This is a genomic window from Komagataeibacter sucrofermentans DSM 15973, from assembly GCF_040581405.1.
GTDB lineage: Bacteria > Pseudomonadota > Alphaproteobacteria > Acetobacterales > Acetobacteraceae > Komagataeibacter > Komagataeibacter sucrofermentans.
Map to the genome: position 1 here is coordinate 855,751 of NZ_CP137157.1, position 26,137 is coordinate 881,887.

General features: G+C 64.2%; 24 protein-coding genes and 1 tRNA gene. 20 read left to right on the forward strand and 5 right to left on the reverse strand.

The window, feature by feature from the left end; all coding sequences use genetic code 11:
• Nucleotides 1-178: 178 nt before the first annotated feature.
• From R5N89_RS04055 to R5N89_RS04085, 7 genes are all read left to right on the forward strand, one after another.
• On the forward strand, nucleotides 179-709 hold the full coding sequence (locus R5N89_RS04055) for a DUF177 domain-containing protein (RefSeq protein WP_110568862.1): 531 nt from the start codon (nucleotides 179-181) through the stop codon (nucleotides 707-709).
• 171 nt (nucleotides 710-880) lie between these two features.
• Complete coding sequence (gene rpmF / locus R5N89_RS04060; protein ID WP_010506434.1) at nucleotides 881-1,084, forward strand: 50S ribosomal protein L32; 204 nt, start codon at nucleotides 881-883, stop codon at nucleotides 1,082-1,084.
• A gap of 166 nt (nucleotides 1,085-1,250) precedes the next feature.
• The gene (gene plsX, locus R5N89_RS04065) at nucleotides 1,251-2,339 is read left to right on the forward strand and encodes a phosphate acyltransferase PlsX (RefSeq protein ID WP_110568861.1); all 1,089 of its coding nucleotides are present in this window, start codon (nucleotides 1,251-1,253) and stop codon (nucleotides 2,337-2,339) included.
• An 89-nt stretch (nucleotides 2,340-2,428) separates the two neighbouring features.
• Nucleotides 2,429-3,400, forward strand: a complete 972-nt coding sequence (locus R5N89_RS04070) for a beta-ketoacyl-ACP synthase III (protein WP_110568860.1) — start codon at nucleotides 2,429-2,431, stop codon at nucleotides 3,398-3,400.
• A gap of 99 nt (nucleotides 3,401-3,499) precedes the next feature.
• The gene (locus R5N89_RS04075) at nucleotides 3,500-3,823 is read left to right on the forward strand and encodes an integration host factor subunit alpha (protein ID WP_110568859.1); all 324 of its coding nucleotides are present in this window, start codon (nucleotides 3,500-3,502) and stop codon (nucleotides 3,821-3,823) included.
• Nucleotides 3,820-4,530 (forward strand): MerR family transcriptional regulator, encoded by a 711-nt coding sequence (locus R5N89_RS04080; RefSeq protein WP_110568858.1) that lies wholly within the window; start codon nucleotides 3,820-3,822, stop codon nucleotides 4,528-4,530. Before R5N89_RS04075 ends, R5N89_RS04080 begins: the two co-directional genes overlap by 4 nt.
• 84 nt (nucleotides 4,531-4,614) lie before the next feature.
• A tRNA-Pro gene (locus R5N89_RS04085) sits at nucleotides 4,615-4,688 on the forward strand.
• A gap of 88 nt (nucleotides 4,689-4,776) precedes the next feature.
• Here R5N89_RS04085 and R5N89_RS04090 read toward each other — a convergent pair.
• The 3 genes from R5N89_RS04090 to R5N89_RS04100 all read right to left on the reverse strand — a co-directional run bounded on the left by R5N89_RS04090 (nucleotide 4,777) and on the right by R5N89_RS04100 (nucleotide 8,955).
• Entirely contained in the window at nucleotides 4,777-5,922 is a 1,146-nt protein-coding gene (locus tag R5N89_RS04090; protein WP_110568857.1) for an AI-2E family transporter, read from the reverse strand.
• Nucleotides 5,923-5,996: 74 nt separating this feature from the next.
• Nucleotides 5,997-8,081 carry a S9 family peptidase gene (locus R5N89_RS04095; protein WP_110568856.1) on the reverse strand — a complete coding sequence of 695 codons (2,085 nt, stop codon included), beginning with the start codon at nucleotides 8,079-8,081 and terminating at the stop codon, nucleotides 5,997-5,999.
• Nucleotides 8,082-8,103: 22 nt separating this feature from the next.
• Nucleotides 8,104-8,955: an NUDIX hydrolase family protein gene (locus tag R5N89_RS04100; RefSeq protein WP_110568855.1), complete on the reverse strand. Its 852-nt coding sequence runs from the start codon at nucleotides 8,953-8,955 to the stop codon at nucleotides 8,104-8,106.
• Between the two features lie 130 nt (nucleotides 8,956-9,085).
• Here R5N89_RS04100 and R5N89_RS04105 point away from each other — a divergent pair, with 130 nt between their 5' ends.
• The 4 genes from R5N89_RS04105 (at nucleotide 9,086) to fusA (ending at nucleotide 14,052) form a co-directional block, all read left to right on the forward strand.
• The gene (locus R5N89_RS04105) at nucleotides 9,086-10,909 is read left to right on the forward strand and encodes an ABC transporter ATP-binding protein/permease (RefSeq protein ID WP_208624668.1); all 1,824 of its coding nucleotides are present in this window, start codon (nucleotides 9,086-9,088) and stop codon (nucleotides 10,907-10,909) included.
• 101 nt (nucleotides 10,910-11,010) lie between these two features.
• Nucleotides 11,011-11,277 (forward strand): hypothetical protein, encoded by a 267-nt coding sequence (locus R5N89_RS04110; protein ID WP_110568853.1) that lies wholly within the window; start codon nucleotides 11,011-11,013, stop codon nucleotides 11,275-11,277.
• 181 nt (nucleotides 11,278-11,458) lie between these two features.
• A complete protein-coding gene (gene rpmB, locus R5N89_RS04115) occupies nucleotides 11,459-11,758 on the forward strand; it encodes a 50S ribosomal protein L28 (RefSeq protein ID WP_061272153.1) in 300 nt (99 codons plus the stop codon).
• 206 nt (nucleotides 11,759-11,964) lie between these two features.
• Nucleotides 11,965-14,052: an elongation factor G gene (fusA, locus tag R5N89_RS04120; protein ID WP_110568852.1), complete on the forward strand. Its 2,088-nt coding sequence runs from the start codon at nucleotides 11,965-11,967 to the stop codon at nucleotides 14,050-14,052.
• Nucleotides 14,053-14,244: 192 nt separating this feature from the next.
• Here the strand turns inward: fusA and R5N89_RS04125 are convergent, their stop codons facing one another.
• Both R5N89_RS04125 and R5N89_RS04130 read right to left on the reverse strand, forming a co-directional pair.
• Nucleotides 14,245-15,111: an MBL fold metallo-hydrolase gene (locus tag R5N89_RS04125; protein ID WP_110568851.1), complete on the reverse strand. Its 867-nt coding sequence runs from the start codon at nucleotides 15,109-15,111 to the stop codon at nucleotides 14,245-14,247.
• Nucleotides 15,092-17,896: a phosphoenolpyruvate carboxylase gene (locus R5N89_RS04130; RefSeq protein WP_110568850.1), complete on the reverse strand. Its 2,805-nt coding sequence runs from the start codon at nucleotides 17,894-17,896 to the stop codon at nucleotides 15,092-15,094. Before R5N89_RS04130 ends, R5N89_RS04125 begins: the two co-directional genes overlap by 20 nt.
• Before the next feature lie 157 nt (nucleotides 17,897-18,053).
• On the opposite strand from R5N89_RS04130, the gene R5N89_RS04135 reads away from it, so the two are divergent.
• From R5N89_RS04135 to R5N89_RS04175, 9 genes are all read left to right on the forward strand, one after another.
• Nucleotides 18,054-19,349 carry a DUF445 domain-containing protein gene (locus R5N89_RS04135; RefSeq protein WP_110568849.1) on the forward strand — a complete coding sequence of 432 codons (1,296 nt, stop codon included), beginning with the start codon at nucleotides 18,054-18,056 and terminating at the stop codon, nucleotides 19,347-19,349.
• A gap of 121 nt (nucleotides 19,350-19,470) precedes the next feature.
• The gene (locus R5N89_RS04140) at nucleotides 19,471-19,932 is read left to right on the forward strand and encodes an SUF system Fe-S cluster assembly regulator (RefSeq protein ID WP_110568848.1); all 462 of its coding nucleotides are present in this window, start codon (nucleotides 19,471-19,473) and stop codon (nucleotides 19,930-19,932) included.
• A gap of 19 nt (nucleotides 19,933-19,951) precedes the next feature.
• Complete coding sequence (gene sufB / locus R5N89_RS04145) at nucleotides 19,952-21,442, forward strand: Fe-S cluster assembly protein SufB (protein WP_110568847.1); 1,491 nt, start codon at nucleotides 19,952-19,954, stop codon at nucleotides 21,440-21,442.
• Between the two features lie 15 nt (nucleotides 21,443-21,457).
• The gene (gene sufC / locus R5N89_RS04150) at nucleotides 21,458-22,231 is read left to right on the forward strand and encodes a Fe-S cluster assembly ATPase SufC (RefSeq protein WP_110568845.1); all 774 of its coding nucleotides are present in this window, start codon (nucleotides 21,458-21,460) and stop codon (nucleotides 22,229-22,231) included.
• Complete coding sequence (gene sufD / locus R5N89_RS04155; RefSeq protein ID WP_110568843.1) at nucleotides 22,228-23,502, forward strand: Fe-S cluster assembly protein SufD; 1,275 nt, start codon at nucleotides 22,228-22,230, stop codon at nucleotides 23,500-23,502. Before sufC ends, sufD begins: the two co-directional genes overlap by 4 nt.
• Nucleotides 23,503-23,516: 14 nt before the next feature.
• Nucleotides 23,517-24,752, forward strand: a complete 1,236-nt coding sequence (locus R5N89_RS04160) for an aminotransferase class V-fold PLP-dependent enzyme (protein ID WP_110568914.1) — start codon at nucleotides 23,517-23,519, stop codon at nucleotides 24,750-24,752.
• 9 nt (nucleotides 24,753-24,761) lie between these two features.
• The gene (gene sufU / locus R5N89_RS04165; RefSeq protein ID WP_110568915.1) at nucleotides 24,762-25,190 is read left to right on the forward strand and encodes a Fe-S cluster assembly sulfur transfer protein SufU; all 429 of its coding nucleotides are present in this window, start codon (nucleotides 24,762-24,764) and stop codon (nucleotides 25,188-25,190) included.
• A gap of 7 nt (nucleotides 25,191-25,197) precedes the next feature.
• A complete protein-coding gene (locus R5N89_RS04170) occupies nucleotides 25,198-25,659 on the forward strand; it encodes an SUF system Fe-S cluster assembly protein (RefSeq protein ID WP_110568841.1) in 462 nt (153 codons plus the stop codon).
• 20 nt (nucleotides 25,660-25,679) lie between these two features.
• Entirely contained in the window at nucleotides 25,680-26,060 is a 381-nt protein-coding gene (locus R5N89_RS04175; protein ID WP_110568839.1) for an iron-sulfur cluster assembly accessory protein, read from the forward strand.
• Nucleotides 26,061-26,137: the final 77 nt, after the last annotated feature.

Below are 26,137 nucleotides of genomic sequence, written 5' to 3' on the forward strand. Positions count from 1 at the left end.
AAATATCCTGAAATAGGGCAGTGCGCATATGCGGTTCGTCTTTCCGGTGCCCCATCGGGTAAATGAAGTCAATCACAGATCGCCCTGGTGGTGGAAAAACACCCCGCCAGCCCCATATTTTTACCATCATCGCAACACGGGCGCCCCCCGTGGTCACATGTGCAGGAGTTAAGACGAGATGGATGCAGAATTTTCCCGCCCGCTTGCCGTGGGCCGCATCCCGGTCCAGGGCATGGAAACGGTGATCGAGGCAAGGGACACCGAATGTCGCGCACTCGCCCGCCGTTTCGGCATTCCCGGCCTGCGCAACCTGTCATGCCGCTACCGGCTCAAGCCGGGGCAGGACGGGGAGGTGCTGGCCGAGGGCTGGCTGACCGCCCATGTCACGCAGGAATGCGTGGTCAGCCTCGAGCCGTTCGAGGATGTCATGGCAGAATCGTTCACCGTGCGCTGCATCCCTGCCGCGCGTTTCCGGGAGGACGACGAGGTTGACCCGTTCTCGATCGATGAAGTGCCCTACGAGCGCGACACCATCGACCTTGGCGAACTCGCGGCGGAGGAAGTTTCGCTGGCGCTCGATCCCTATCCGCACAAGCCCGGCTGCGAAATTCCGGCCGAATTTGCGGGCACGGAAGAGGGTGTTCCGGAAGAAACCACGCGCAGGCAGCCTTTTTCCGCTCTGGCTGAGTTGAAAAAAAAGCAGAACTGACGCAAAGGAGAGGCGCGAGCGGGGGTGTCTCGCCATGAGCCTTGCACATAATCCCTTGTGCAAGTGCAAATGGTCTGCTAGAGCGCCCCCCTCAATTATTGATAACTGACCGGTGTATCGCCACGAGGGTGTGCCTGCCGGTTGTGATCCAGATCGGAGGGGCCCGGGCCCATGGCTGTACCCAAGAGAAAAACCTCGCCGTCCCGTCGTGGCATGCGTCGCAGCCACGCTGCGCTGAGTGTTCCGGCGCATGCGGAATGCTCCAACTGTGGCGAACTCAAGCGCCCGCATCATGTCTGCAGCCACTGCGGGCACTATGATGGCCGCGAAGTCGCTTCCGCCGGCAAGGCGCTGAAGACGGCGGTCCGCGCCTGATAACACGACGCTACAGGCGTCATTACCCGGTAACGGCGCGGCCCTGTTTGGTCGCGTCGGCGGGCTGGCCTCGGGCCGTCCTGTCCGGGTCGCGCGGGGAATGTAATCTTTTCAAAGTGTATTCCCCGATCTTGCGCGTTCCTTTCTTACCCGGCACAAGACGAGCATGAGCGAGACAGGTTCCTCCTTTTCCGAGACTGGGCCCTACACCCTTGCCATTGATGGCATGGGCGGGGATGGTGGTCCGGAAGTTGTAGTGGCCGGACTGGCGATTGCGGCAGACCGACATCCTTCAGCCAGAATTCTTCTGGTTGGTGATGAGGCGACGTTGTCCGGCCTTCTGGCCCGCCATCCGCGCGCGGCCGCCATCTGCACGATCCGTCCGGCCAATTCGGCCATCCCCATGGACATGAAGCCCACCGCAGCCCTGCGCGTGCGCGATTCCTCCATGCGGCTGGCCATGGATGCAGTATCACAGGGTGAGGCGCAGGGCGTCGTTTCCGCTGGCAACAGCGGCGCGATGCTGGCGCTGGCCAAGATCGTGGTCAAAACCCTTCCCGGCATTACCCGCCCGGCCATGGCCGCCATCAGCCCCACCACGCGGGGCGATGTGGTCATGCTCGACCTTGGCGCCAACGTCTCGTGCGACTGGCGCAACCTTGTCGAGTTCGCCATCATGGGCGAGGCCTTCGCCAAGGCGGTGCTCGGCCTGCCCGCGCCCACCATCGGGCTGCTCAATGTCGGCTCCGAGGAACTCAAGGGTGACGAGCGCCTGCGCCAGGCGGCTGAAGTGTTGCGCAACAGTTCGCTTGCCCGCCAGTTCCACGGCTTTGTTGAAGGCCACGACATCACCGCCGGCACGACCGATGTGGTGGTGACGGACGGCTTTACCGGCAATGTCGCGCTGAAAACGGGCGAGGGCGCGCTGAAAATGGCGTTTACGCTGCTGCGGCAGGTCTTTACCTCCAGCCTGCTGGGCCGGATTGGCTACCTGCTGGTGCGTCCCGGGCTTGAGCGGATGAAGGAATGGCTCGACCCGCGCCGCTATAATGGCGCGGTGTTCGTGGGGCTGAACGGGGTTGTGGTCAAGTCGCATGGCGGCACGGATGCCGAAGGCTTTGCCGCGGCGGTTGACGTGGCGATGGACATGGTCACCCACCGCTTTACCGACAGTATCCGCGAGCGCCTCGGGCACATGGAAAGCCTGACCGCCGTCAAGGCGTCCGACCCGTCGCAGACGGTCCCTGCATCCTGATGCGGCAATAACAGCCGGTGTGGGGGCAGCGGGCATGCTCCGCCTGCGCCCACCCGTGCATATGAAATGATAGTGGTGGAAAAACAGGCATGACGGCGAAACGCTCGCTTCTGTCCGGTTTTGGCGGTTACCTGCCCGAGCGGATCGTTACCAACGATGAACTGGCCACCTGGCTCGATACATCGGATGAATGGATTCGCGCCCGCACGGGAATTGCCCAGCGCCATATGGCGGGCGAGGGTGATACCGCCGTTTCCATGGCGGCGCAGGCTGCCCGGCAGGCGCTGGACTATGCAGGGGCCACGCCCGCTGATGTCGATGCCGTCATTGTCGCGACCAGCACGCCCGACCAGGCCTTTCCCTCCACCGCCGTGCGGGTGCAGGCCGAACTGGGCATGACGGGCGGCTTTGGCTTTGACCTTGCCGCCGCGTGTTCGGGCTTCATCTATGCACTGTCCATGGCCGATTCGCTCATTCGCAGCGGGCAGGCGCGTTCGGCGCTGGTGATTGGCAGCGAAGTCTATTCCCGCATCCTCGATAAATCAGACCGGGGCACCTACGTGCTGTTTGGCGACGGGGCAGGGGCGGTGTTCGTGACCAGCACGGATGATGCGGCGGGAAATGCTGGCATCCTGTCCACCCATCTCCACTCAGATGGCCGTTATGGCGACCTGCTGTTCGTGGATGGCGCAACGGGCCAGCATGACAAGCCCGCCCACCTGCGCATGAACGGGCGCGAAGTGTTCCGCCATGCGGTGGGCAAGCTGTCTTCCTCGGTGGATGAGGCGCTGGCCGCCAATGGCCTGACCCATGCGGACGTGAACTGGCTGGTGCCGCACCAGGCCAACCTGCGCATTATTGATGGCGTGGCCCGCAAGCTGGCCCTGCCGCCGGAGCGCGTGGTGGTGACGGTGGACCGGCATGCCAATACCTCTGCCGCTTCCATCCCGCTGGCCCTGAACGAGGCCGTGCGCGACGGGCGCATCAACAAGGGCGATCTGGTGCTGATGGAAGCGCTGGGTGGTGGCCTGACATGGGGTTCGGCGCTGGCGCGGCTGTAATGTCGTTTCGGTACCACATTGAAACGGACGCGCAACAAACAGCGCGCAGGCTTACGACATTCAATTGACGATGCCTACGCGCATGCATAACGTTTACGCATGAGCACCGTCACGCGCGCCACTCTGGCAGAACACATATACGATCAGGTCGGCCTGTCCCGCCATGAATCCGCCGATATTCTGGAAGATATCCTTGAGCGGATGGCACGGACCCTTGAGGCTGGCGATACCCTCAAAATAAGCGGTTTTGGCACGTTTTCTGTCCGGCAGAAGGGGCAGCGCACGGGCCGCAACCCCAAAACCGGCGTGGAAGTGCCGATTCTGCCACGCTCGGTTCTGGTGTTTCGCCCCAGTCAGTTGCTTCGTGCCCATGTCAACGGACAGTCCGCCGGGCAGGCCCCGCCGGAAGGAGACGATGAATGACCACGGAGCACTCTCCGAGCAGCACGGTCGAGCCAGGCACGGACTGCCTGCCGATCTATGAGGTCGCGCGCGAGCTTGGGCTTGCGCAGCATGTCATGCGCATGTGGGAGGCCAGCTTTCCGCAGCTTCAGCCGCTGCGTGGGCCGGTAGGGCGGCGCTACTACCGCCCGCAGGACATAACCGTGCTGCGCGAGATTGCCGATCTGCTTTACGTGCGCAAGCTGTCGGTGGCGCAGGCGCAGGCCGAACTGGCGCGCGAGGCTCTGACCGCCCCCGAATCCGAAGGCCAGGCCGTAACCCCGCCTGCCGAACCACCCGTGGCGCAGGCCCCTGTGGTTCAGGACATGCCGGTAGAAGCCGCCCCCGCGACCGAGACGGCAACGAACACCATGCAGGTGACGGTGATCGAGGAAGTGGTGGAAACCGTCGTGGCCTGTGAAGAGCCCCCCACGGTGGCCCCGCCCGCGCCTGAAGCGCCCCTGGCGGAGGAAGCCGCGGCAACCGTGGTGGTGGAGACGGCCCCGGAGCCCGAAAGCATTGCGGAGACAGTAGCGCAGGCGCCTGTGGACGAGCCGGAACAGCCGCCGCTTGAGCAGATTGTCATGATCGAGGTTGAGCGCCTCCAGGCGGAAAATACGGTGCTGCGCGACAGCCTGCGCGGCGTGCTGGTTGAACTGCAGGCCCTGCGGCAGATGGTGCCGGTCTGATCAGGGCATTTTTTTTCGTTTTGGTTCATTACATGGGTTGCAGTCCCCCCTATCGGCTGCTACACCCTGCGCATCGCAGACAGGCGGGCAGTAGCGCAGCCTGGTAGCGCATCAGTCTGGGGGACTGGGGGTCGTGGGTTCGAATCCCGCCTGCCCGATATCCCTGTCTGCGATAAAAAGACCAAGCAAGCAAAGCATCCTGCAAAGGGTGCTTTTTTTGTATCTGGCGCCTGACAGGACCGGCCGCTAGTAGCGGGCCCGGCTCCAGTTCAGCCACAGCATGTGCAACACCGCCATGATGGCAGGCCCCATGAACAGGCCAAGCAGGCTCCAGCTTTCAGCCCCGCCAAGTATGCCCGCCAGCACCCACAGGAAGGGGAGCTGCGTCGAGCCGCCAATCAGGGCAGGGCGCACGAGGTGGTCGGCCAGAAAGATCACGGCCATGCCCAGCAGGATGATGGCCATGGCGCCGAACAGCGCGCCGGTCTTGATGAGCAGCATGAGGGCAACGGCGCTGATGGCGATGAACGCGCAGAACGGGATCATGGCGGCAATGGCCGTCACCACCCCGAACAGGAAGGGATGCGGCGCGCCCGCGACCAGATAGGCCACGGCCATCAGCATGCCTTCGCCAATGCCGACGAGCACCAGCCCCGACACCGAGCCATGCACAGAGGCGATCATCTGCAGCGCGATCCGCTCGCCCCGCTTGCCAAAGGCGCGGCGCGAGACATTGAGCGACTGGCGAATGACGGAATCGCCATCCTTGAGCAGGAAAAACAGCGTGAGGATGGCAAAGGCGAACAGCAGCACCCGGTGCAGCACCTGCGAGCCAAGCTGCTGCGTGACCTTGACGCTCTGCCCGATATTCATCGAGCCGAGCAGGGCGGACACATCCGCCGGGTTCTTCAGGTGCTCGTTCCACAGGGCGGTGATCGCCCGCTGCCCATAGGGCAGGTGATTGAGCCACTGTGGCACGGGAATGCCGGCATGGCGGGCCTCGTTGAGGAAGCGCAGCACGCCTTCCGCCTCGCGCCCCGCCTCCAGCCCGAACAGCGCGAGCGGCCCGATGAAGATGAAGGCGATGGCCAGCGTAAACAGCAGCGGCAGCAGTGTTTTATGCGCCCGCCCGTTCCATCGCCGCCGCGCCCGCGCGTAAAGCGGCCAGGAGGCGATGGCAAACACGCAGCCCCATATGAGCGAGGGCAGGAAGCCGCGCACCGTATAAAGCCCAAGCAGCACGAAAAACAGCGCCAGCACCGCGCGCGCGATGCGCTGCGTGCGCTGGGTCTCGCGGAATGAACGGAAGGTTCGCATCGTGGAGGGATCGACCTCACGCCCCGTCATGGGGGCGGGAAAGCCATCCTGATCCGCGTTGTGGGGCTCCGTCATTCTTGTTCCTCTGGGATGTGCTGGCTCTGCTGTATGGGGCTACTTATGCTAACGCGCCCGTGTGCGGAAAGACATTAATCCTGCCGGGCGGGTGCGGTTTCAATCGCCCACAGGGCAAAAGCGTGGATCAGCGCCGCTTCCTTGAGGGAGTCGAAGCGCCCCGTGGCCCCCCTGTGCCCGGCCTCCATATTGGTGCGCAGCATGATGGGCCGGGCCGAGCGGTTATGCGCGCGCAGGCGGGCTACCCATTTGGCGGGCTCCCAGTAGGTCACACGCGGGTCGGTCAGGCCGCCCATGGCCAGAATGGCGGGGTAGGCGCGGGGGGCTATCTGCTCATAGGCGGCGTAACTGGCAATCAGGTCATAGGCTGCCGCATCTTCCACAGGGTTGCCCCATTCAGGCCATTCCGGCGGTGTCAGCGGCAGCGATGCGTCGGACATGGTGTTGAGTTCATCCACAAACGGCACCACGGCCACGATGCCCGCAAACAGGTCGGGCCGCATGTTGGCGATGGCTCCCATTACCATTCCGCCAGCGGAACGTCCATCGGCCACGATGCGGCCCGCGGCGCCAAAGCCTTCGGCCACGAGGGTTTCGGCACAGGCGATGAAATCACTGAACGTGTTGGGCTTGTTGCGCCCGCGCCCGCCAAGAAACCAGTTCCAGCCCTTTTCCGAGCCACCGCGCACATGGGCGATGGCGTAAAACCAGCCCCGATCGACAAGGCTGAGCGTGCGGGTGGAAAAGACCGGGTCGATGGCATGGCCATAGGCGCCGTAGCCATAGAGCAGCAGCGGGGCCGCGCCATTGATGGGCGTGTCGTGGCGGCCCAGCACCGTAATTGGCACCAGCTCGCCATCAGGGGCATGGGCCATGAGCCGCCAGCAGCGGTACTGCGCCGGGTCGTGGCCTGACGGCACCTCCTGCTGCTTGAGCAGGGTCTCGGCCCCGCTTGCCATGTCACGCGCATGCCATGTGCGCGGGGTGGTGGGGGACTGGTAGACGTAGCGCAGTTCGGTGGTGTCGTATTCGTAGCCACCTACCAGTGTCAGGTCATAGGCGGCTTCATCAGGCTCGAGGGCCTCGGTCGTGCCGTCCACGCTGCGGATGACGATGCGCGTATTGGCGTCACGGCGCTCGCGCCAGGCCAGGTGGCCCGACCACACCATGCACTCCGTAATGTAGCGGCCCGGCTCATGGGGCACGAGGTCGCGCCAGTTGGCGCGCGCGGGCGCCGTGTCGGGCGTGGTCATGAGCTTGAAGTCATACGCGCCATCGGCATTGGTCAGGATGATGAAATCCGTGCCCTGATGGTACAGCCCGTACATGAGGCCCGTCTCGCGCACGCTTGCGCAGCCTGGGGCGGCCTGCGGGTCATGGCCGGGAATGAGCCAGGACTCGGATGTGTCATGATTGCCGCTGGAAATGATGATCCACCCGCCCGAGCGCGTGGCCTCCACGCCCACGAAAAAGCCGGGATCGGCTTCTTCATACACCAGCGTGTCGTGGTCCTCGCCAATGCGGCGGCGATAGACGCGGGCCGGGCGGCCATGGCTGTCGCGCCAGACCCAGAACAGGAAGGTGCTGTCGGGCGAAAACACAAACGCCCCGCTACAGTTCTCGACCGGGGGCAGGGGCGCGCCGTCACCGCTCAGCCTGCGGATGTGGATGCGGTAGATTTCCGAGCCCTGCGTGTCCTCCGCATGGGCGAACAGGCTGTGGTCGGGGCTGTGGGCGGCGGCGGCGACGGCGTAATATTCATGCCCCCTGGCCGCGTCATTCACGTCCAGAAGCACTTCTTCCGCCGCCGGGGTGGCTGTGGGGTAGCGTTTATAGACCGGATACTGCGCGCCTGCCGTGTAGCTGGTCTGGTAGCTGTAGGGGCCATGCGGGCTGGGCGGATAGGTGTCATCCGCCTGCATGCGCCCCTTCATCTCGGCCACGAGGCGGGCCTGCAACGCGTCCGTGCCGGACAGGACGGACTGCGTATAGGCATTTTCCGCCCGCAGGTGATCGGCAATGTCGGGGCGCAGGAGCGTGGGGTCGCGCAGCACCTCCTGCCAGTTATCGTCCTTCATCCACGCATATTCATCATGCCGGGTGCGGCCAAGCTGCGTGATGGCGTGGGGGATCTGGCGGGCAATGGGGGGCGTGGTCATCGCATGGTCCTCGGGCAGGGGTTCAGGCGGAGCGGGGAGCGTGCCAACCGGTCAGGCCTTCGCGCAGGCGCTGGCCTTCGGGGCTGGTGGCGTCAATCATTCCCGTGCGCAGGAACAGGTCGATCAGCACGAGGTTGACGTTGAACTTGAACGCATCCGTGTCACGCACCAGCGTATAGGCTTCCTCGATCGGGATCAGGCGGAATTCCTCCACCTCGCCGTCGGCAGGGGTGGGCACGAAGTCAGGCGGCAGTTCCAGCTCAAAACAGTGCAGCACGTCGCGGCGCAGCCCCTCGGGCCGGTCTAGCGCATAGCGGATATCGGCGGTGGGGCGGGCGCGCTGCACCAGTTCGGCGGGCAGGCTGGCTTCCTCCGCCGCTTCCTTGAACAGGGCTTCGGCCGCCGTATGGCCCGCCGGTATGCCGCCTGCCACGAGGTGGTCGAGCTTGCCGGGGTCGAGCCGCTTGGTCATGGAACGCCGCGCGATCCACAGATGCAGCCCCTGGGGCAGGCGTACGAGGCCGTTGAGGTGCACGCCCGCGGCCATCAGGCCAAACAGCGGCAGCGCGCCCCGGTCGATGCGGGCCACGGGGGGCTGGGCCATGTCGGTCCAGACATCGAACAGTTCATGGTGTGAGCGATAGACGCCTGCCTGGGCCATGGCCTCGCCAATGGCTTCGAGCCGCGCGGGGTTGGCGAGGGTGACGGTATTGCCCGCATGGGTCATGCCGTGTGCAAGCAGCACTGGCAGCAGGGCGGGCTGCACCCAGCCCGCGGCGGCATCCCCCAGCCGGAACTCCAGCCGCCCGCCGGGCAGCAACGCCGTATTGCAGGCGGCGATATGACGAAAGAAACCTTCAAGGCTGCGTGACATGTTTCATCCCTGTCCTTCGGGTTGAGGCTGGCATAACGGCTGCCCCCCAGCCTGACAATGCCAGCCATGGCATGGCGGCGCATGGGAATATGGGTTGCAAAACAGGCGGCGTGTGCCACATGCGATGGCTATGGCTGTTTCCCCCACGGCCCGGCCCGATATGCCGGAGCGCTCCGCCGCCGCCACCCTGCGCGGCCTGTTACCCTATCTGTGGCCCCGTCATGACCCGCGCACCCGCCTGCGCGTGGTGGGGGTGTGCGCGCTGCTGGTCGCGGCCAAGGTGGCCACCATTGGCGTGCCCTATGCCTACAGCCGCGTGATCGACGCACTCCAGCCCCATGCGGGGGGCGTTGCCATGATGCCGCTCCTGCTGATCGTGGGGTATGGCCTGCTGCGCATGGCGGCGGCGGGCCTGGGTGAGTTGCGTGATGCCCTGTTCGCCCCGCTGCGCTACCGCATCAGCCGCGTTGCGGCCATGCAGAGCTTTACGCACATGCACCAGCTTTCGCTGCGCTTTCACCTCAACCGGCAGTCGGGCGGGGTGACGCGGGCCATCGCGCGCGGCACGGAAGCCATCGAGACGCTGCTGCGCGTGGGCGTGTTCAACGTGGTGCCCACGCTGATCGAGGCGCTGATGGTCATCATCGTGATCTGGCGGCTGTTTGACTGGCGCTACGCGGTGGTGATGCTCGCGGCGGTGGCGGCGTATGTGGCGTTTACCATCAAGTTCACCTCATGGCGCATCGGCCTGCGCCGCCAGATGAACGAGATCAACAGCGAGGCGAGCTGGAAGGCGCTCGACAGCCTGCTCAACTACGAGACCGTCAAGTATTTCGGCAACGAGGACCATGAGCGCAAGCGCTACGAGGATGCCCAGCGCCGTTACGAGCAGGCGGCCATCCGCACCCAGATTTCGCTCAACGGGCTCAATTTCGGGCAGGCGGCGATCATTGCCGTGGCCCTGATCGCGGTCATGCTCATGGCCGGGCGCGATGTTGAGGCAGGCCGCATGACGGTGGGGCACTTCGTGCTGGTCAATACCTACCTCATGCAGCTTTACCTGCCGCTCAACTTTCTGGGCAGCGTGTATTCCTCGCTGCGCAATTCCCTGGTCGACCTCGAGCACATGTTCGGCCTGATGGATGAACGCGCCGACATTACCGATTCCGCAAGCGCCCTAGTCCTGCCCGCGCGGCTTGATGAAGCGCCCGCCGCCGATATCCGCTTCGAGGACGTGCAGTTCAGCTACCGCCCCGACCGCGAGATCCTGCGCGGCATCAGCTTTCATGTGCCCGCGGGCCACCGGGTGGCCATCGTGGGGCCGACAGGGGCGGGCAAATCCACCATCAGCCGCCTGCTGTTCCGTTTTTATGATGTGACGGCAGGCCGCATCATGGTCGATGGGCATGACATCCGCGACTACACGCAGGCGGCCCTGCGCGGAGCCATTGGCGTGGTGCCGCAGGATACCATCCTGTTCAACGATACCATCGGCTACAACATCGCCTATGGCCGCCTCGGGGCCACGCAGGCGGAGGTGGAGCAGGCGGCGCGTCTGGCCTGCATCCATGACTTCATCATGAGCCTGCCCGAAGGCTACGCCACGAGGGTGGGCGAGCGGGGGCTCAAGCTCTCGGGTGGCGAGAAGCAGCGCGTGGCCATTGCCCGCACCATTCTCAAGAACCCGCGCGTGCTGCTGCTCGATGAGGCGACAAGCGCGCTTGACACCGGCACCGAGCACGAGATCCAGACCGCCCTGCGCGCGGTCGCGGCCAACCGCACCACGCTCATCATCGCCCACCGGCTCTCCACCATCGTGGATGTGGATGAAATCCTTGTGATGGGCCACGGCCAGATCCTCGAGCGCGGCACGCATCGCGCCCTGCTCGAGCGGGGCGGCCTTTATGCAGGCATGTGGGCCGCCCAGGCGGAGGAAGATGCCGAGCGCGGGTGACGCCCCTCACGCGGGCTTGTGACCCCTTGCATGACCGCCCCGCACTGGTCAGGCGCGGCAAGGCGGTACATATCAGGGATAACGCGAAAAGGAGCCGTGACATGACGGACAAGACCAACCCGCCCCCCGAAGGCGACGCCATCCCCCCCGAGCTGAGCCATTGCGGCGCGGTGGTGGACAAGGCCATCGAATACATGCTGGGCGAAAACCTGCCGCCCATGGCCATTGCCTCCGCCCTGCTGGGCGGCTCGCTGGGCCTGCTGTCGCGCACCATGGGGCGCGAGGCCATGCAGGGCCTGCTTGAAAACGCGCTGCACAGCGTGCAGGCGGGCGAACTGCACCCCGACCATGAAGGCGGCGCGGCCTGAGGCCTCAGGGCCACGAAAGGGCTGGAACGGAGCCGTTTCAGCCCTTTCGCATACAAAATATGCCGAATCATGCTTATGCATCTTGACGGATGGCGGTGGTTTGGCGATAAGCCGCGCCTAATCTAGACGATCCTTGCCGGGCATTTATGCCTCGGCCAAAGTTATATCCGAGGATGATAAAATGTCTCGCCGCTGCCAGATCACAGGCAAGGGCGTGCTGACGGGCAACAACGTCAGCCACGCCAACAACAAGTCCCGTCGTCGTTTCCTGCCCAACCTGCAGGAAACCTCGCTGCTGTCCGATATTCTCGGCACGGCCGTTCCCCTGCGCATGACCACCAACGGGCTGCGCACGGTCGAGCACAATGGCGGGCTGGACTCGTTCCTGCTGTCCACCCCGAACCGCAAGCTGACGCCGGAAGCCATGACGGTGAAGCGCCGCATCCTGCGCGTTCAGGAAAAGAAGGCCGCCGTGGCCTGACACACCCTGGGTCACCTGCCTGCAAGCGCGGGCAGGCGGCCTGGTGCTGTCAAAAAGCCTGACTAAAGTCTGGCGCATTGTTCCGCTGTGCCGGTCTGCGTCGTCCAGGTTGAAAGAGACTGAGGGCGGAAGCAGCTTACGGTTCCGGCAGGCGCGAAAGGGAAAGGTTCCCCTTCGCGCCCGTGTTGTCTTGTGGAGGTTCCCCCGTGTCCGCCAAGTCTGATCTGTCCCTGATTCGCAATATCGGTATTACCGCGCACATTGATGCCGGCAAGACCACCACCACCGAGCGCATCCTGTATTACACCGGTGTGTCCCACAAGATCGGTGAGGTGCACGAAGGCAACACCACCACCGACTACATGGCGCAGGAGCGTGAGCGTGGCATCACGATCACCTCGGCTGCCGTGACGTGTGAGTGGGAAAACCACCGCATCAACATCATCGACACCCCGGGCCACATTGACTTCAACATCGAAGTCAACCGCTCGCTGCGCGTGCTCGATGGCGCGATCTTCATCATCGAAGGCGTTGCCGGCGTGCAGCCGCAGTCCGAGACCAACTGGCGTCTGGCTGACCGCTACAACGTGCCGCGCATCATCTTCATCAACAAGCTCGACCGCACGGGCGCCAACTTCTACAACGCGTTCGACACGCTGAAGGAGAAGCTGGACATCGTGGCGATTCCGCTGCAGCTGCCCATCGGCGCGGAAGAGAACTTCGTTGGCGTGGTCGACCTGATCGAAATGCGCGCCATCGTGTGGGAAGGCGGCGAACTCGGCGCGAAGTTCCACTACGAGGAAATTCCCGCCGACCTGAAGGAAAAGGCCGAAGAGGCCCGCCAGAACCTGCTCGACACCGCGCTGTCCGTTGATGACGCCGCGATGGAAGAATACTTCGACAAGGGCGACGTGGACGTTGCAACGCTCAAGCGCTGCATCAAGAAGGGCACCATCGCCGGTGACTTCCGCCCCGTGCTGTGCGGCACCGCCTTCAAGAACAAGGGCGTGCAGCCCCTGCTTGATGCCGTGATCGACTTCCTGCCTGCGCCGAACGACGTGGAAGGCATCCGCATCGCGCCGCCGGAAGACGAGGAAGTTGACGAGAACAAGCTGCCGATCATCCCGGTTGACCCCGATGGCAAGTTTGCTGGCCTCGCCTTCAAGATCATCAACGACAAATACGGCACGCTGACCTTCGTGCGTGTTTACCGTGGCGTGCTCAAGACCGGCGATACGGTGCTGAACACGACCAAGGGCCACAAGGAGCGTATCGGCCGCATCTACCAGATGCACGCCGACAAGCGCGAGGAACTGTCTGAAGTGCACGCGGGCGACATTGCCGCTTTCGTGGGCCTGAAGGACAGCCAGACCGGTGACACGCTGGCCGACCCCGCCGATCCGGTGGTGCTCGAGCGCATGACCTTCCCGATCCCGGTCATCGACATCTCGGTCGAGCCGAAGACGAAGGACGGCGTGGAAAAGATGACGCTGGCGCTGCAGAAGCTGTCTGGCGAAGATCCCTCCCTGCGCCTGAAGACCGATCAGGAAACCGGCCAGACCATCCTGTCCGGCATGGGCGAGCTGCATCTCGACATCATCATCGACCGCCTGCGCCGCGAATATGGCGTGGACGCGAACATCGGCGCGCCGCAGGTGGCGTATCGTGAAACGATCACCAAGCCGCATATCGAAACCTACACCCACAAGAAGCAGTCGGGTGGTTCGGGTCAGTTCGCGGAAGTGAAGATCGAGTTCGCGCCGGTCGAGCGTAACGAAGGCATCTCCTTCGAGAACAAGGTCGTTGGCGGCACGGTGCCCAAGGAATACATCCCGGCAGTGGACAAGGGCATCCAGGCCCAGGCCACGACCGGTGTGCTAGCGGGCTTCCCCACGGTTGACTTCAAGTTCACGCTGCTCGACGGCAAGTACCATGATGTCGACTCCTCGGCGCTGGCGTTCGAAATCGCGGCAAAGGCCTGCTTCCGTGAAGGCATGAAGAAGGCCGGTCCGGTCATTCTCGAGCCGATCATGGACGTGGAAGTGACCACGCCGAACGATCACGTGGGCGACGTGGTGGGTGACCTCAACCGTCGCCGTGGCATGATCCAGAGCCAGGAAACCGCAGGTTCCACCGTTATGGTCCGCGCTTCGGTGCCGCTGAAGGAAATGTTCGGCTACATCTCGCACCTGCGCTCCATGACCAAGGGCCGTGCGTCCTTCACCATGCAGTTCCACCACTACGATCCGGTGCCCCGCAACGTTGCGGAAGAGATCATGGCGCAGTCCGCCTGATCTTTCTCGAAAGAGAGCATCAAAAAGAAACCGGCTCCCGAAAGGGGGCCGGTTTTTTTTGTATCGGGCGGCGGCTCACGCAAACCGCCCCCAGCAGCCAGAAGGTTTTGGTGAAGCCTTTTTCGAAAAGCTTCAAAAAAAAACGCCACCTGTTTGAAAAACGGTGGCGTCCGGAAGTTTTATGGCTGTCTGTCAGGCAACTGTTTTTGCCCACTGGTCGCCGTGCAACTGGACCTTCCCGTCCTCTAGCAGCTTTTCAAGGTGCGCGTGCAGGTTCAGCCGTGCCGCGCGGCGCAGGCCGGGGCGCAGGTTGTGGTACAGGCTGTCCACAATTTCATCGAGCGTGCTCGGGTGCGTCGGCAGTAGCGCCATGATGCTGTCCTCGCGCGCCACGCGGTGGGCGACAAGACCATCAATGCAGGCTTCCACCCGGGTTACGGCAGGGCCGTGAGCGGGCAGCAGCAGGCGGGCGTTGCGGGCGCGGAGGATGTCCATGCTGCGCAGGAACTGCCGCACCGAGCCATAGGGCGCAGGCGGGATCATGGTGGTGGACCAGCCCATGACATGATCGCCGGTAAAGATGATGCCATCTGCCGTTTCAAGGCAGATATGGTCGCTGGCATGGCCGGGCGTGTGCAGCACTCGCAGGCCAGCAATCCTGTCGCCATCGCGCAGGCCGATATCGGGGGTGAAATCCGGGTCTTCGCTGGTATGGAACCCACAGACCGGGATGCCGAGCCGCGCACCAAGCGGACGCGCGCCATCAAGGTGGTCATGATGGGTATGGGTCAGGATGATGTGGGTCAGCGGCCGCTCGCCTGCCGCCGCCACAAGGGCATCGAGATGGGCAGGGTCCGTGCTGCCGGGGTCGATGACCGCGCAGCCGCCTTCATGCTCCACCAGCCAGCTATTGGTGCCATTGCCGGTCATGGGGCCGGGATTGTGGGCGACGACCCGCCTTATGGCGGGTGTCTGGGGCAGTGGCACCTCATAGGGCGGGGGCGGTTCACTCACCCGCCACCCGTTGCGCGGGGCCAGCTTAGCCAAACGCGCCAACATGATGCATCACGCCAGTGCTGATTTCACGCACCATCTGGAACAGGCGCTGCATCGGCTCGAACACTTCGGTGTATTCGCGGCTGTAGGTGCCTTCCTGCCGGGGGCCGTGGGGCTCGTGGAAATCAAGGTCGAAGCTGCCATCGGAGCGGTAGGGGAAGATCTGCTCCAGTTCCTTGAGCACGGCGGGCACTTCCAGGCACAGCACCTTCAGCGTCATCATATCGCGCGAGAAGGCATGCCGGGGCGAGAAGTAGGGCACGCGGGTGGAAAGCATCCAGATCTGTTCGATCAGTGCGATGCGGATGGCGTGCAGCAGCAGTTCATCAGGCTGCATGCGCGGGGCTTCGGGCCAGGCGCGGCGCAGGGCAAGGTGGTCGGACTGGATGCGGCGGAACATGGCCTGCGTGCTGGCCCAGAAATCAAGCTGTTCCAGCCCGTGCATCAGGGTCAGGCAGGCCTCCTGCGCGCCCGCGTCGCGCTGGCTGGTGGCGCGTTCAAGCCACATGTCGGGGTCGAGCAGGCGGATCACGCCGCGTAGCACCCCATGGTCGGAATGGGCCAGGCCGTGGGCCGCGAAATCCATGGCGCGACGGAAGCGCGGGCTCTCGGCCAGGTATTTCTCGAAGGTTTCGGGGTGGCGGGCGGCTGCCGTGCCCAGCCCCTGCAACGTGTTCGCGCACCAGGCGAGCTGTTGCAGGATGGCGTTGTTGGGAATGGCGCGGAGCTGGCTGGGGTGCTTGATGCGCGTGACCGTGGAGGCGGCATCGCTCTGCCGCGCCGAGGGGCGCGAGCCGGTCTTGTCGATCAGCGAGGGGCCGAACGCGCCAAGGAGGGCGGCATAGCCGGGGTCTTCCACCAGCCCGGTCATGCCATTGGCGATGGTGGAGAAGAAATCGGCCGAGAAATCCGGCTCGTCATAAACCGGGTCGCGGTCGAGCGCGCTGGTGGCGAAGGCGTGCTCGGCAATGATGCTGACCGTGGCATCGGCCAGGGTCTGGGTGCCGAACAGCAGGTAGCCATCCCCGCCCTGGAAGGCGGTTTCCTCACGCAGCTGAATGCCTGCGCGGGTGTAGCGGGCGCGGGCATGGGGCGGGGAAAGGTAGTCGAAACGGTCGGCCAGCCGGTAGGGGTGCGCGCCGCGGCCAATGCTCTCGCCATGCGTGTCGAACAGGATCACCTCGACAAAGGCGAGATCCCACTTGCGCAGGAGGTCACAGACCTTGATGCGCAGCCGCTCGATCAGGTAGGTCGCGGCCAGCTGCCCCACATACCGCCCGGAATCGGAGAAGCCGAACTGCAGGCTCAGCTTGCGCGTGCGCTGCAGGTAGGCCCGCCAGTGCGGCGAGCGCAGGGCCTCCTCGATGATCTGCTCGCCGTTCTCCAGCGCGTCCTGCGTCTCGAACAGGGGCGAGATCTCGATCATGTCCTCCACGCCATACAGCCGCGCCAGCCACAGCGCGGTGAGCAGCGTGTAGCCGGTTTCGGTCTCGGCAATGAGGAAGCGGATGGGGCTGGTGCGGTCGATATGGCGCAGGATCTGGCGCACCGTCATCATCAGCCGGCCCGCGCTGGCCTGCTCCATCAGCAGCGAACCGAAATCGATCTCGATCGGCTCCACCGTGTCCAGCGCCTCGTTCATGCGGCTGATCAGCGCGCGACGCTGGGCGGGGATGTCGGGGCTGTCGGTAATGTTCAGCCGCTGGCGGGCAATGTTGTGCAGCTGGGTGGCGTTGAGGCGCGTATGCGTGTGCGCTGCGGAAAGTCCGTGCGCCATGAAGCCCGCGCGGGCAACCGCCAGCGCCATCTTGTCCTCGGGCGTGGCGGCGTCGATCGCCTCGCTGAAGGTCGCGCTCAGGTCGTTGCTGCTGGTCAGGGCCTCCGTGCTGCGGTTGATGAGCACATCGGCAAAGCGCGACACGCCTTCGGGCTCGGGGCCGGTGGGGCAGGCGGCGATCTGGGCGGTCACGGCCTCAAGGGCTGTCGCCACGCGGGCATGGAGGTCATTGGCGCAGGAGGTAACGGGCTCGAGCTGGGCCTGCAGGCGGCTCAGCTGCAGCTGCTTCATGCGCAAGCGCAGGCGCAGCGTGTCCCACCAGCCGATATCGGTGCGGCCATCGGTGTCATAGCCCACCCAGCTGGTCATGATGATGGGGCGGGGCACGAGCGTGGACCACTGCTGCGGCCAGTGGGTGCGCGCCTCTGACAGCAGGGTGGTGTTGAGCCGGTCGAGCGCGTTGCGCCCGCGCAGTATGGCCTGGGTGGCGAGCGTGAACTCCTCATCCAGCGTGGGCGGCCCCACGCGCCGGTGCGTGAGGAAAGCGGGAACGTGTTCCGGGGCCTCGGCGGGGTTGGTGGAGGCCAGTTCGGCCAGGGCCTCATAGACCGGGTTGGCCAGCGCGAAGGTGGGGTGCGCGGTAAACACGGCGGCAAAGCGGCTGCGCTCGATGGCGGCGCGGAAGCGCGCGATGGGCACCGGGCTGTCAGTGGGGTCGGGCTGCACGATGTGGCGGGCGACGTTGCGCATGCGCGTGGTCACGGCCTGTTCATCAGGCCCGTCGAGATAGGTGGCGATATGGTGGGCGCGACCGGCAAAGGCGCGGTCGCGCAGCAGGCGCACGATGTCCTCCACCGCGTCCATCGGCAGGGCGCCACTGGCCATCTGCCTGCCAATCTGGCGGGCAAGCGCCATGACGGGACTGCCCGATGCGGTCTCGTCATGGCTTGCAATCAGTTGGCTGGCCTGCGCGAGCAGGTCGGACACATTCCGCGCGGCGGCTTCGGTCATCGGGTTGTCCTGTCATGAAAGGTCGTCATGGTTCAGCCCCTCAAATCCCATGTTCGGCGGCGGGCTGCAATGTCCCGCGTGGTTTATTCACGTCTATTTGGCGGGGAATATCGAGTGTTGCTTGGGCTGGAGGGGAGACAATGGTATCAGTGGCTTCATGAATGGTATTCCACAAACGGACCAGGATGCACGGCGCACCCTGCTGCGCTACAAGCGGTCCGCAACGGGCCTGCTGGCCGCCATGGCGGGGCTGACGGTGGCAGGCTACGCCCTGCCGCAGATGGGCTGGCTGGCCGACCGGCCCTGGCTTGAAATCCTGCGTTCGGGCACCAAGGCGGGCGTGGTGGGTGGCCTTGCGGACTGGTTTGCCGTGACCGCCCTGTTCCGCAGGCCGATGGGGCTGCCGATTCCGCACACCGCCATCCTGCCCGCCCAGAAGGAGCGGCTGGCGCAGGCGCTCGGGCGTTTTGTCTCGAACAATGTGTTTACGGAAAAGGAAGTGGGCGCCGCGTTCAGTCGCATCGACCTGCCTTCCCTGATTGGCAATATCCTTCAGGAGCCTGAAACGGCCGAGATGGTCAACCGCGCCGTGCTCGGTTCCGTGCCCCACGTGCTCGACCGGCTGGAGGATGGCCGGGCGAGTTCCGCCATAGCCAGCCTGCTGCCCACCCTGCTTGGCGGCGAGGAGATCGCCCCCATCGTGACCCGCAGCCTGCGCGCGATGGTGGAGGGTGACTGCCACCAGGAGGTGCTGTCCTTCCTGCTCTCGCGCCTGAAGGAAGGGATCAAGGCCAAGGAACCGGCCCTGCGCATGATGATCGAGGACCGCGTGCGCGAGCAGGGCGGCCGTGTGCTGGGCTGGGCCATTGGCGGCTCGATCGCCACCAAGGTGCTGCTTGCCGCCAGCCAGGAACTCGACCGGATCGACCCGCAGAACTCCGAGCTGCGCGAAGGCTTTACCACCTGGGTGCGCACCGAGATTGACCGGATCGAACTCGACCCCGTGCGGCGCGGCGAGATTACGGATGCCGTGATGGGCGTGCTGACGCATGACAGCGTGCGCGGCTGGAGCAGCGATGTCTGGCACCGCCTGCGCGGCGTGATTGAAGAGGACATGCGCAAGGGCGAGACCAGCTGGGTGGCCACCCTGGTGCGTGACGCCCTGCAGCGCCTGGCCGACCAGATGTATAACGACGCCGCCATGCGCAAGCGCGTGGAAGACGGCGCGCGCAACATGATCGTGAGCAGCCTGCCTTTCCTGCGTGAGCGCATGTCGCGTTTTATTTACTCGGTCGTGAACGGCTGGGATGCGGAAAGCCTGAGCGACCGGCTGGAGCTGCGCGTGGGCAAGGATCTACAGTATATCCGGCTTAACGGCACCTTGGTCGGTTTTCTGGCGGGGTGTGGCCTGTCCGTGTTATTACAGCTGATATTCGGAACCGGGATCGGCTAGGGCATGCCTGCTTTACGATTGGACTTGACGACGCCCGGCTGGTAGCCCATCTGAAACTTCAGGAAACAGTACTGTTCTGGTCCAATTATGGATGCAGGCTCAGGACGTACGGGAGAGCGGAATGCTGAAACTGTCGAAACTGACCGATTACGCCGTGGTGGCTCTGGTCCGGCTGGGGCAGAAGAGCGAGGTCACAACCTCGCCTGTCCTGTCGCGTTCGACCGGCATTCCCGAACCCACGGTGGCGAAGGTGCTCAAGATTCTGGCGACCCAGGGCATCGTGACCTCGCAGCGCGGCGCGCGCGGCGGCTACAGGCTGGCCCAGCCGCTTGAGGATATCTCGATCGCGGCCGTGATCCAGGCCATTGATGGCCCCATATCGCTGACCACCTGCGTTGATGGTGGCGATTGCGACGCGCGCTCCACCTGCGGGCTGGGCGGGCAGTGGGATATGGTCAATGCCGCCATCCGCCATGCGCTTTCAGCCATTACGCTGGCAGACATGAAGAACCATACAGTAACGGACAGACTGGGTGGCCTGCACGTGCCGCCCATGCCCGACGGGCCCGAGGTCACGGCCTGAAACAGGGGAGGAAAGACACATGCCGGCAGTAGCCGAAACCCGTAAGACGGTCGAAACCCTGGGCCAGAACACCTATAAATGGGGGTTCGAGACCGATATCGAGATGGATATCGCCCCCAAGGGCCTGAACGAGGACACGATCCGCCTCATCTCCAGCCGCAAGAACGAGCCCGAATGGCTGCTGGAATGGCGCCTGAAGGCCTACCGCTCGTGGCTGGAAATGCGCGAGCCGACCTGGGCCAAGGTCCATTACCCGCCCATCGACTACCAGGACGTGCATTACTACGCCGCACCTCGCAAGAAGCCCGGCCCCAAGTCGCTTGAAGAAGTCGACCCCGAGCTGTTGCGCACCTACGAGAAGCTGGGCATTCCGCTGCACGAGCAGGCGATGCTGGCAGGCGTGGAACTGCCAGAAGGCGAGGAAGCCCGCCCGCCGGTCGCCGTCGATGCGGTGTTTGACAGCGTGTCCGTCGCCACCACCTTCCGCAAGACATTGCAGGAAGCGGGCGTGATCTTCTGCCCGATTTCCGAGGCGGTGCAGGAGCACCCCGAACTGGTGCGCAAGTATCTCGGCTCGGTCGTGCCGGTGACGGATAATTTCTACGCCGCCCTCAACGCCGCCGTGTTTACCGATGGCTCCTTCGTCTTCGTGCCCAAGGGCGTGCGCTGCCCGATGGAACTCTCGACCTATTTCCGCATCAATGCCCGCAATACCGGGCAGTTCGAGCGCACGCTGATCATTGTGGAGGACGGGGCTTCCGTCTCCTACCTTGAAGGCTGCACCGCGCCGATGCGTGACGAGAACCAGCTCCACGCCGCCGTGGTCGAGCTTGTGGCGATGGAAGACGCCTCGATCAAGTATTCCACCGTGCAGAACTGGTACCCCGGTGATGAGAACGGCCGCGGCGGCATCTACAACTTCGTGACCAAGCGCGGGGCGTGCCGTGGCGCGCGCTCCAAGATTTCATGGACACAGGTTGAAACCGGCTCGGCCATTACGTGGAAGTATCCGTCGTGCATCCTGCAGGGCGAAGGCTCGGTGGGCGAGTTCTACTCGGTGGCGGTGACCAACAACCACCAGCAGGCCGATACCGGCACCAAGATGATCCATATCGGGCGCAACACGCGCTCGACCATCATCGCCAAGACCATCAGCGCGGGCCAGTCGGACAGTACCTATCGCGGGCTGGTGCGGATGATGCCCAAGGCCTCGGGCAGCCGCAACTTCACCCAGTGCGACAGCCTGCTGATCGGCGATCGCTGCGGGGCGCATACCGTGCCCTATATCGAGAACCGCAACATGTCCGCGCGCGTGGAGCATGAGGCGACAACCTCCAAGATATCGGAAGACCAGCTGTTCTACTGCCGCCAGCGCGGCCTGTCGGAAGAAGATGCGGTAGGGCTGATCGTAAACGGGTTCTGCAAGGACGTTCTGAAGGAACTGCCGATGGAATTCGCCGTGGAAGCCCAGAAGCTTCTGCAGATCAGCCTAGAAGGCAGCGTGGGCTAACAGGGATTCAAAGACGTGAGCAAGCAATTCGTAAGCATCAATGGCCTGTGCGCCCGCATCGATGATGGGGAAGCCCACAAGGAAATCCTGCGCGGGGTCGATCTCGAGATTCCGGCAGGCGAGGTCCATGCCATCATGGGGCCAAACGGCTCGGGCAAGTCCACCCTGTCCTATGTGCTGGCCGGGCGCGAGGATTATGAGGTGACGGGCGGCTCCGCCACCTTCAAGGGGCAGGACCTGCTTGCCCTCGAGCCCGAAGAGCGTGCGGCCCTTGGCCTGTTCCTCGCGTTCCAGACGCCGGTGGAACTGCCGGGCGTGAACAACGCCAACTTCTTGCGTACCGCCGTCAACGCCGTGCGCCGCGCACGTGGGGTGGACGAGCTTGATGCCGTGGCCTTCCTCAAGGCCGTGCGCAAGGAGACCAAGCATCTGTCCATGTCCGACGAGATGCTCAAGCGCAACGTGAATGTCGGTTTCTCGGGTGGCGAGAAGAAGCGCAACGAGGTGCTGCAGATGCGCATGCTCCAGCCTTCCTTCGCCATCCTTGACGAGACCGATAGCGGGCTGGACATCGATGCCCTGCGCATCGTGGCCGAAGGCGTGAACTCGCTGCGCTCGCCCGATTTCTCGGCGCTGGTCATCACCCACCATCAGCGCCTGCTGGACTATATCGTGCCTGACCGCATTCACGTCATGGCCAAGGGGCGCATCATCCATAGCGGCGGGCCGGAACTGGCCAAGCAGCTTGAGGCGCAGGGTTACGCCCAGTTCCTTTCGGAGGCGGCGTGAACGCCATTGCACCGGTCGGGATCAGTCCCTCCGCCTTTCTCGACCGGGGTGACGTAAAGGGCAATGCCGCGCGGCTCAAGGCCGCCGATTACCTGCGCGCGGTGGGCCTGCCGCGTGCGGGTGTTGAGGCATGGAAATATACCTCGCTGCGCGCGCTGGCCGACGTGCCGTTTGCTGATGCGCCGCGCGATGTCGATGCCGGCGCGGTCGACACGCTGCTGGCCGAGGTCGAGACCATCTCGGGTCTCGGGGCCGGGGCCAATCGCGCTGTGTTCGTCAATGGCCGTTTCGATGCCGGGCGCTCGCGCCTGCCCGAAGGGGTGAAGGTTGCAGCCTTCGACCCGGCCGCCGGGGCGCGTGACGGGATCGACCCGGCAGGCGACGTGACAACGGCGCTGAACACCGTGCTGGCGCGCGATGGGCTGGGGCTGATCGTGCCCGCAGGGGTTGATGCAGGCTGCCTGCTGCTGGTCAGCATTGGCCTGGCGGGGGAGGATGCGCCGGTTTCCTTCCACCCGCAGCACCGCATTGTGGTGGAAGGGGGCGGCAGGCTGGCCGTGCTCGATGCCACCGTGGGCAGGGGCTATTACCTGCATAACCCGCTCTATGACATTACGGTGGAAGAGGGCGGCTACCTGTCGCATGCCCGCATCCAGGCAGAAGGCAAAAAGGCGCTGCACCTTGCGGTCAGCCATGCCCGCGTTGCCAGCCGTGGCGTGTATGACAGCTTCACGCTCACGCTCGGTGCCAGCCTGTCGCGCCATGAGGTGCATGCGGGGCTGAATGCGGCGGGTGCCAGCGTGCACGTAAACGGCGCGCAGCTTCTGGCCGGCCACCAGCATGGCGACCTGACCAGCGTGATTACGCACGCTGCACCGGACTGCATCTCGCGCCAGACGGTCAAGAACGTGCTGGCCGACCATGCGCGCGGCGTGTTTCAGGGCAAGATCCATGTCGAGCGGATTGCCCAGAAGACCGATGGCTACCAGATGAACCAGGCGCTGCTGCTGTCTGACACGGCCGAGATCGATGCCAAGCCCGAACTCGAAATCTACGCCGATGACGTCAAGTGCAGCCATGGCGCCACCGTGGGCGCGCTGGATGATGACCAGCTTTTCTACCTGCGTAGCCGTGGCATCCCCAATGATGCCGCCCGTTCCATCCTGATCCGCGCCTTTTTGCATGATGTGGTGGACCAGATCGATGATGCGCGGCTCAAGGACAGCCTGAACCTTGCGGTAGAAGCCTGGTGGAAGCGGGAGGTCGCCTGATGGACCAGAGCGTCATGACCCCAAAGAATGCCGCAGGCAGCCTGCGGCATGTCCGTGATGACTTCCCCATTCTGAGCCAGAAGGTGCATGGCAGGGATCTTGTGTTCCTTGACAGCGCGGCCTCGGCCCAGAAGCCCCGGCAGGTGATCGACTGCATGGCCGAGACCATGCGCACCCAGTACGCCAACATCCATCGTGGCCTGTACTGGATGAGCGAACGCACGACCGAGGCATACGAGGCCGTGCGCGATCAGGTGGCCAGTTTTCTGGGCGCGGCCTCGCGTGAGGAAATCGTCTTTACCCGCAACAGCACCGAGGCCATCAACCTTGTGGCCTATTCCTACGGTTCGCTGCTGAAGCCGAGGCAGGTGGTGCTGGTGTCCGAGATGGAACACCACGCCAACCTCGTGCCCTGGCAGATGCTGCGCGACCGTACCGGCATTGAACTGCGCGTCACCCCCATCACCGATGACGGGGCGCTGGACATGGAAGCGCTGGAGCGCAATCTGGCCGATGGCCGGGTGGCGCTGGTGGCCATCACCCATATGTCCAACGTGCTGGGCACGATTACCGATGCCCGCGCCATTATCGACATGGCGCATGCGGCAGGTGCAAAGGTGCTGCTTGATGGCAGCCAGCTTGCCGTGCATCGCCGGGTGAACGTGCAGGAACTGGGCGCTGATTTCTATGTCGTGACCGGGCACAAGCTGTATGGCCCCACCGGCATTGGCGTGCTGTGGGCGCGGCGTGAGCTGCTGGAGGCGATGCCGCCTTTTCTTGGCGGCGGCGACATGATTTCCACCGTGTCGTTCGAGCGCTCGACCTGGGCGAACGTGCCGCATAAATTCGAGGCCGGCACGCCCGCCATCATCGAGACCATTGGATTGGGCGCGGCCCTTGCCTATATCGAATCCATCGGCTTCGAGGCGATCGGCGCACATGAAGATGCGCTGACGGCCTACGCGCTTGAGGCGCTGGGCAATGTCAGCGGGCTGAAGGTGATTGGCACGGCGCCGCAGCGTGGCGGGGTGATCTCGTTTACCATGAAGGATGTTCATCCGCATGATATCGCGACCCTGCTCGACCGGAATGGCATTGCCGTGCGGGCGGGCCATCACTGCGCCGAACCGCTCATGCGCAGGCTGGGCGTGACGGCCACGGCGCGGGCAAGCTTTGGCATCTATACCACGCCGGAGGAAATCGACACGCTGGCCGCGACGCTGGAACAGATCCGTGGCTTTTTTGTCTGATGGCAGATGATGGCGCAGGATGATCTGTACCGTACCGTGGTGCTGGAGCGCGCGAAGGCGCCACGCCATGCGGGGCCACTGCCCAAGGCCACGCTGAACGGGCAGGGGTCCAACCCGCTATGTGGCGACCGGGTGCAGTTGCACGCGGTACTGGATGCGCAGGGGCGGATTGCGGCAATCCGGCATGAAACGCGGGGCTGCGCCATCTGCGCGGCTTCCGCCGACCTTATGGCCGGGCGGGTAACAGGCCAGGACCGCACGCGGGTGAACAGACTGCATGCGGAACTGGTCGAGGCGGTTGAAACCGGCACGGCCCCGGAGGGACTGGGCGAGCTTGCGGCCTTTGCGCCCCTGCACCAGCACCGTTCGCGCAGGCGCTGCGCCCTGCTGCCGTGGTCGGCACTGATTGATATGCTCAATGATGATAAAGACAGGTGAAGGTCTCATGGACGAGAAAAATCAGGTAGAGCCTGCCATGGGCATGGCGGAAGAGACCAGGCATTTTTCCCTTGAGGCCAGCGATGCGCCTGCCGAGAAAGCAGCCCCCGTATCGACCTGGACACCGGATGGCGAGCAGCCTGCCGCCCCCGAAGGCAAGGCGGCCATGCCCGATGAGGACGCAGTGATCGAGGCGATCGCCACGGTGTATGATCCTGAAATTCCGGTCAATATTTATGAACTTGGCCTGATTTACGCCATCGACCTGCATGAGGATGGATCGGTCAAGGTCGAGATGACGCTCACGGCCCCCAACTGCCCCAGCGCGCAGGAACTGCCCGCGCAGGTGAAGGAAGCCGTTGAAAAGATCGAGACGGTGACCAGTGCCACGGTCGAGATCGTGTGGGAGCCGCCATGGGACATGTCGCGCATGAGCGAAGATGCCCGCCTTGCCCTGAACATGTTCTGAACCCTCAAGGGGAATGTGCCATGACCGAACACCAGACAGCTACGCCCGCAAAAGCCCCCGCCCGCCGCGCCCTGCCGCCGCTCATGACCCTGACGGACCGGGCGGCGGCACGGCTGGAAAAACTCTACCAGACCAGGAACGCGGGCCACCTGCTGCGCATTGCGGTTTCAACCAAGGGCTGCTCGGGCCATGCCTATGACATGAGCTTTGTCGAACAGGCGGGGCCTGGCGATGAAGTGGTGGTGGACAAGGGCGTGACCCTGCTCGTGGACCGCAAGGCGACGCTGTTCCTGATCGGCTCGGTGATGGATTACGAGGTCAAGCAACTCGAATCCGGCTTTACCTTCACCAACCCCAATGAAAAGGGTCGCTGTGGCTGCGGAGAAAGCTTCCACGTCTGAAGCCTGACGATAAAGACAGAAGTTTTTGGGTGCCGCCTTTTTTCAAAAAGGCGGCATTTTTTTTAAGCGTTTGAAAA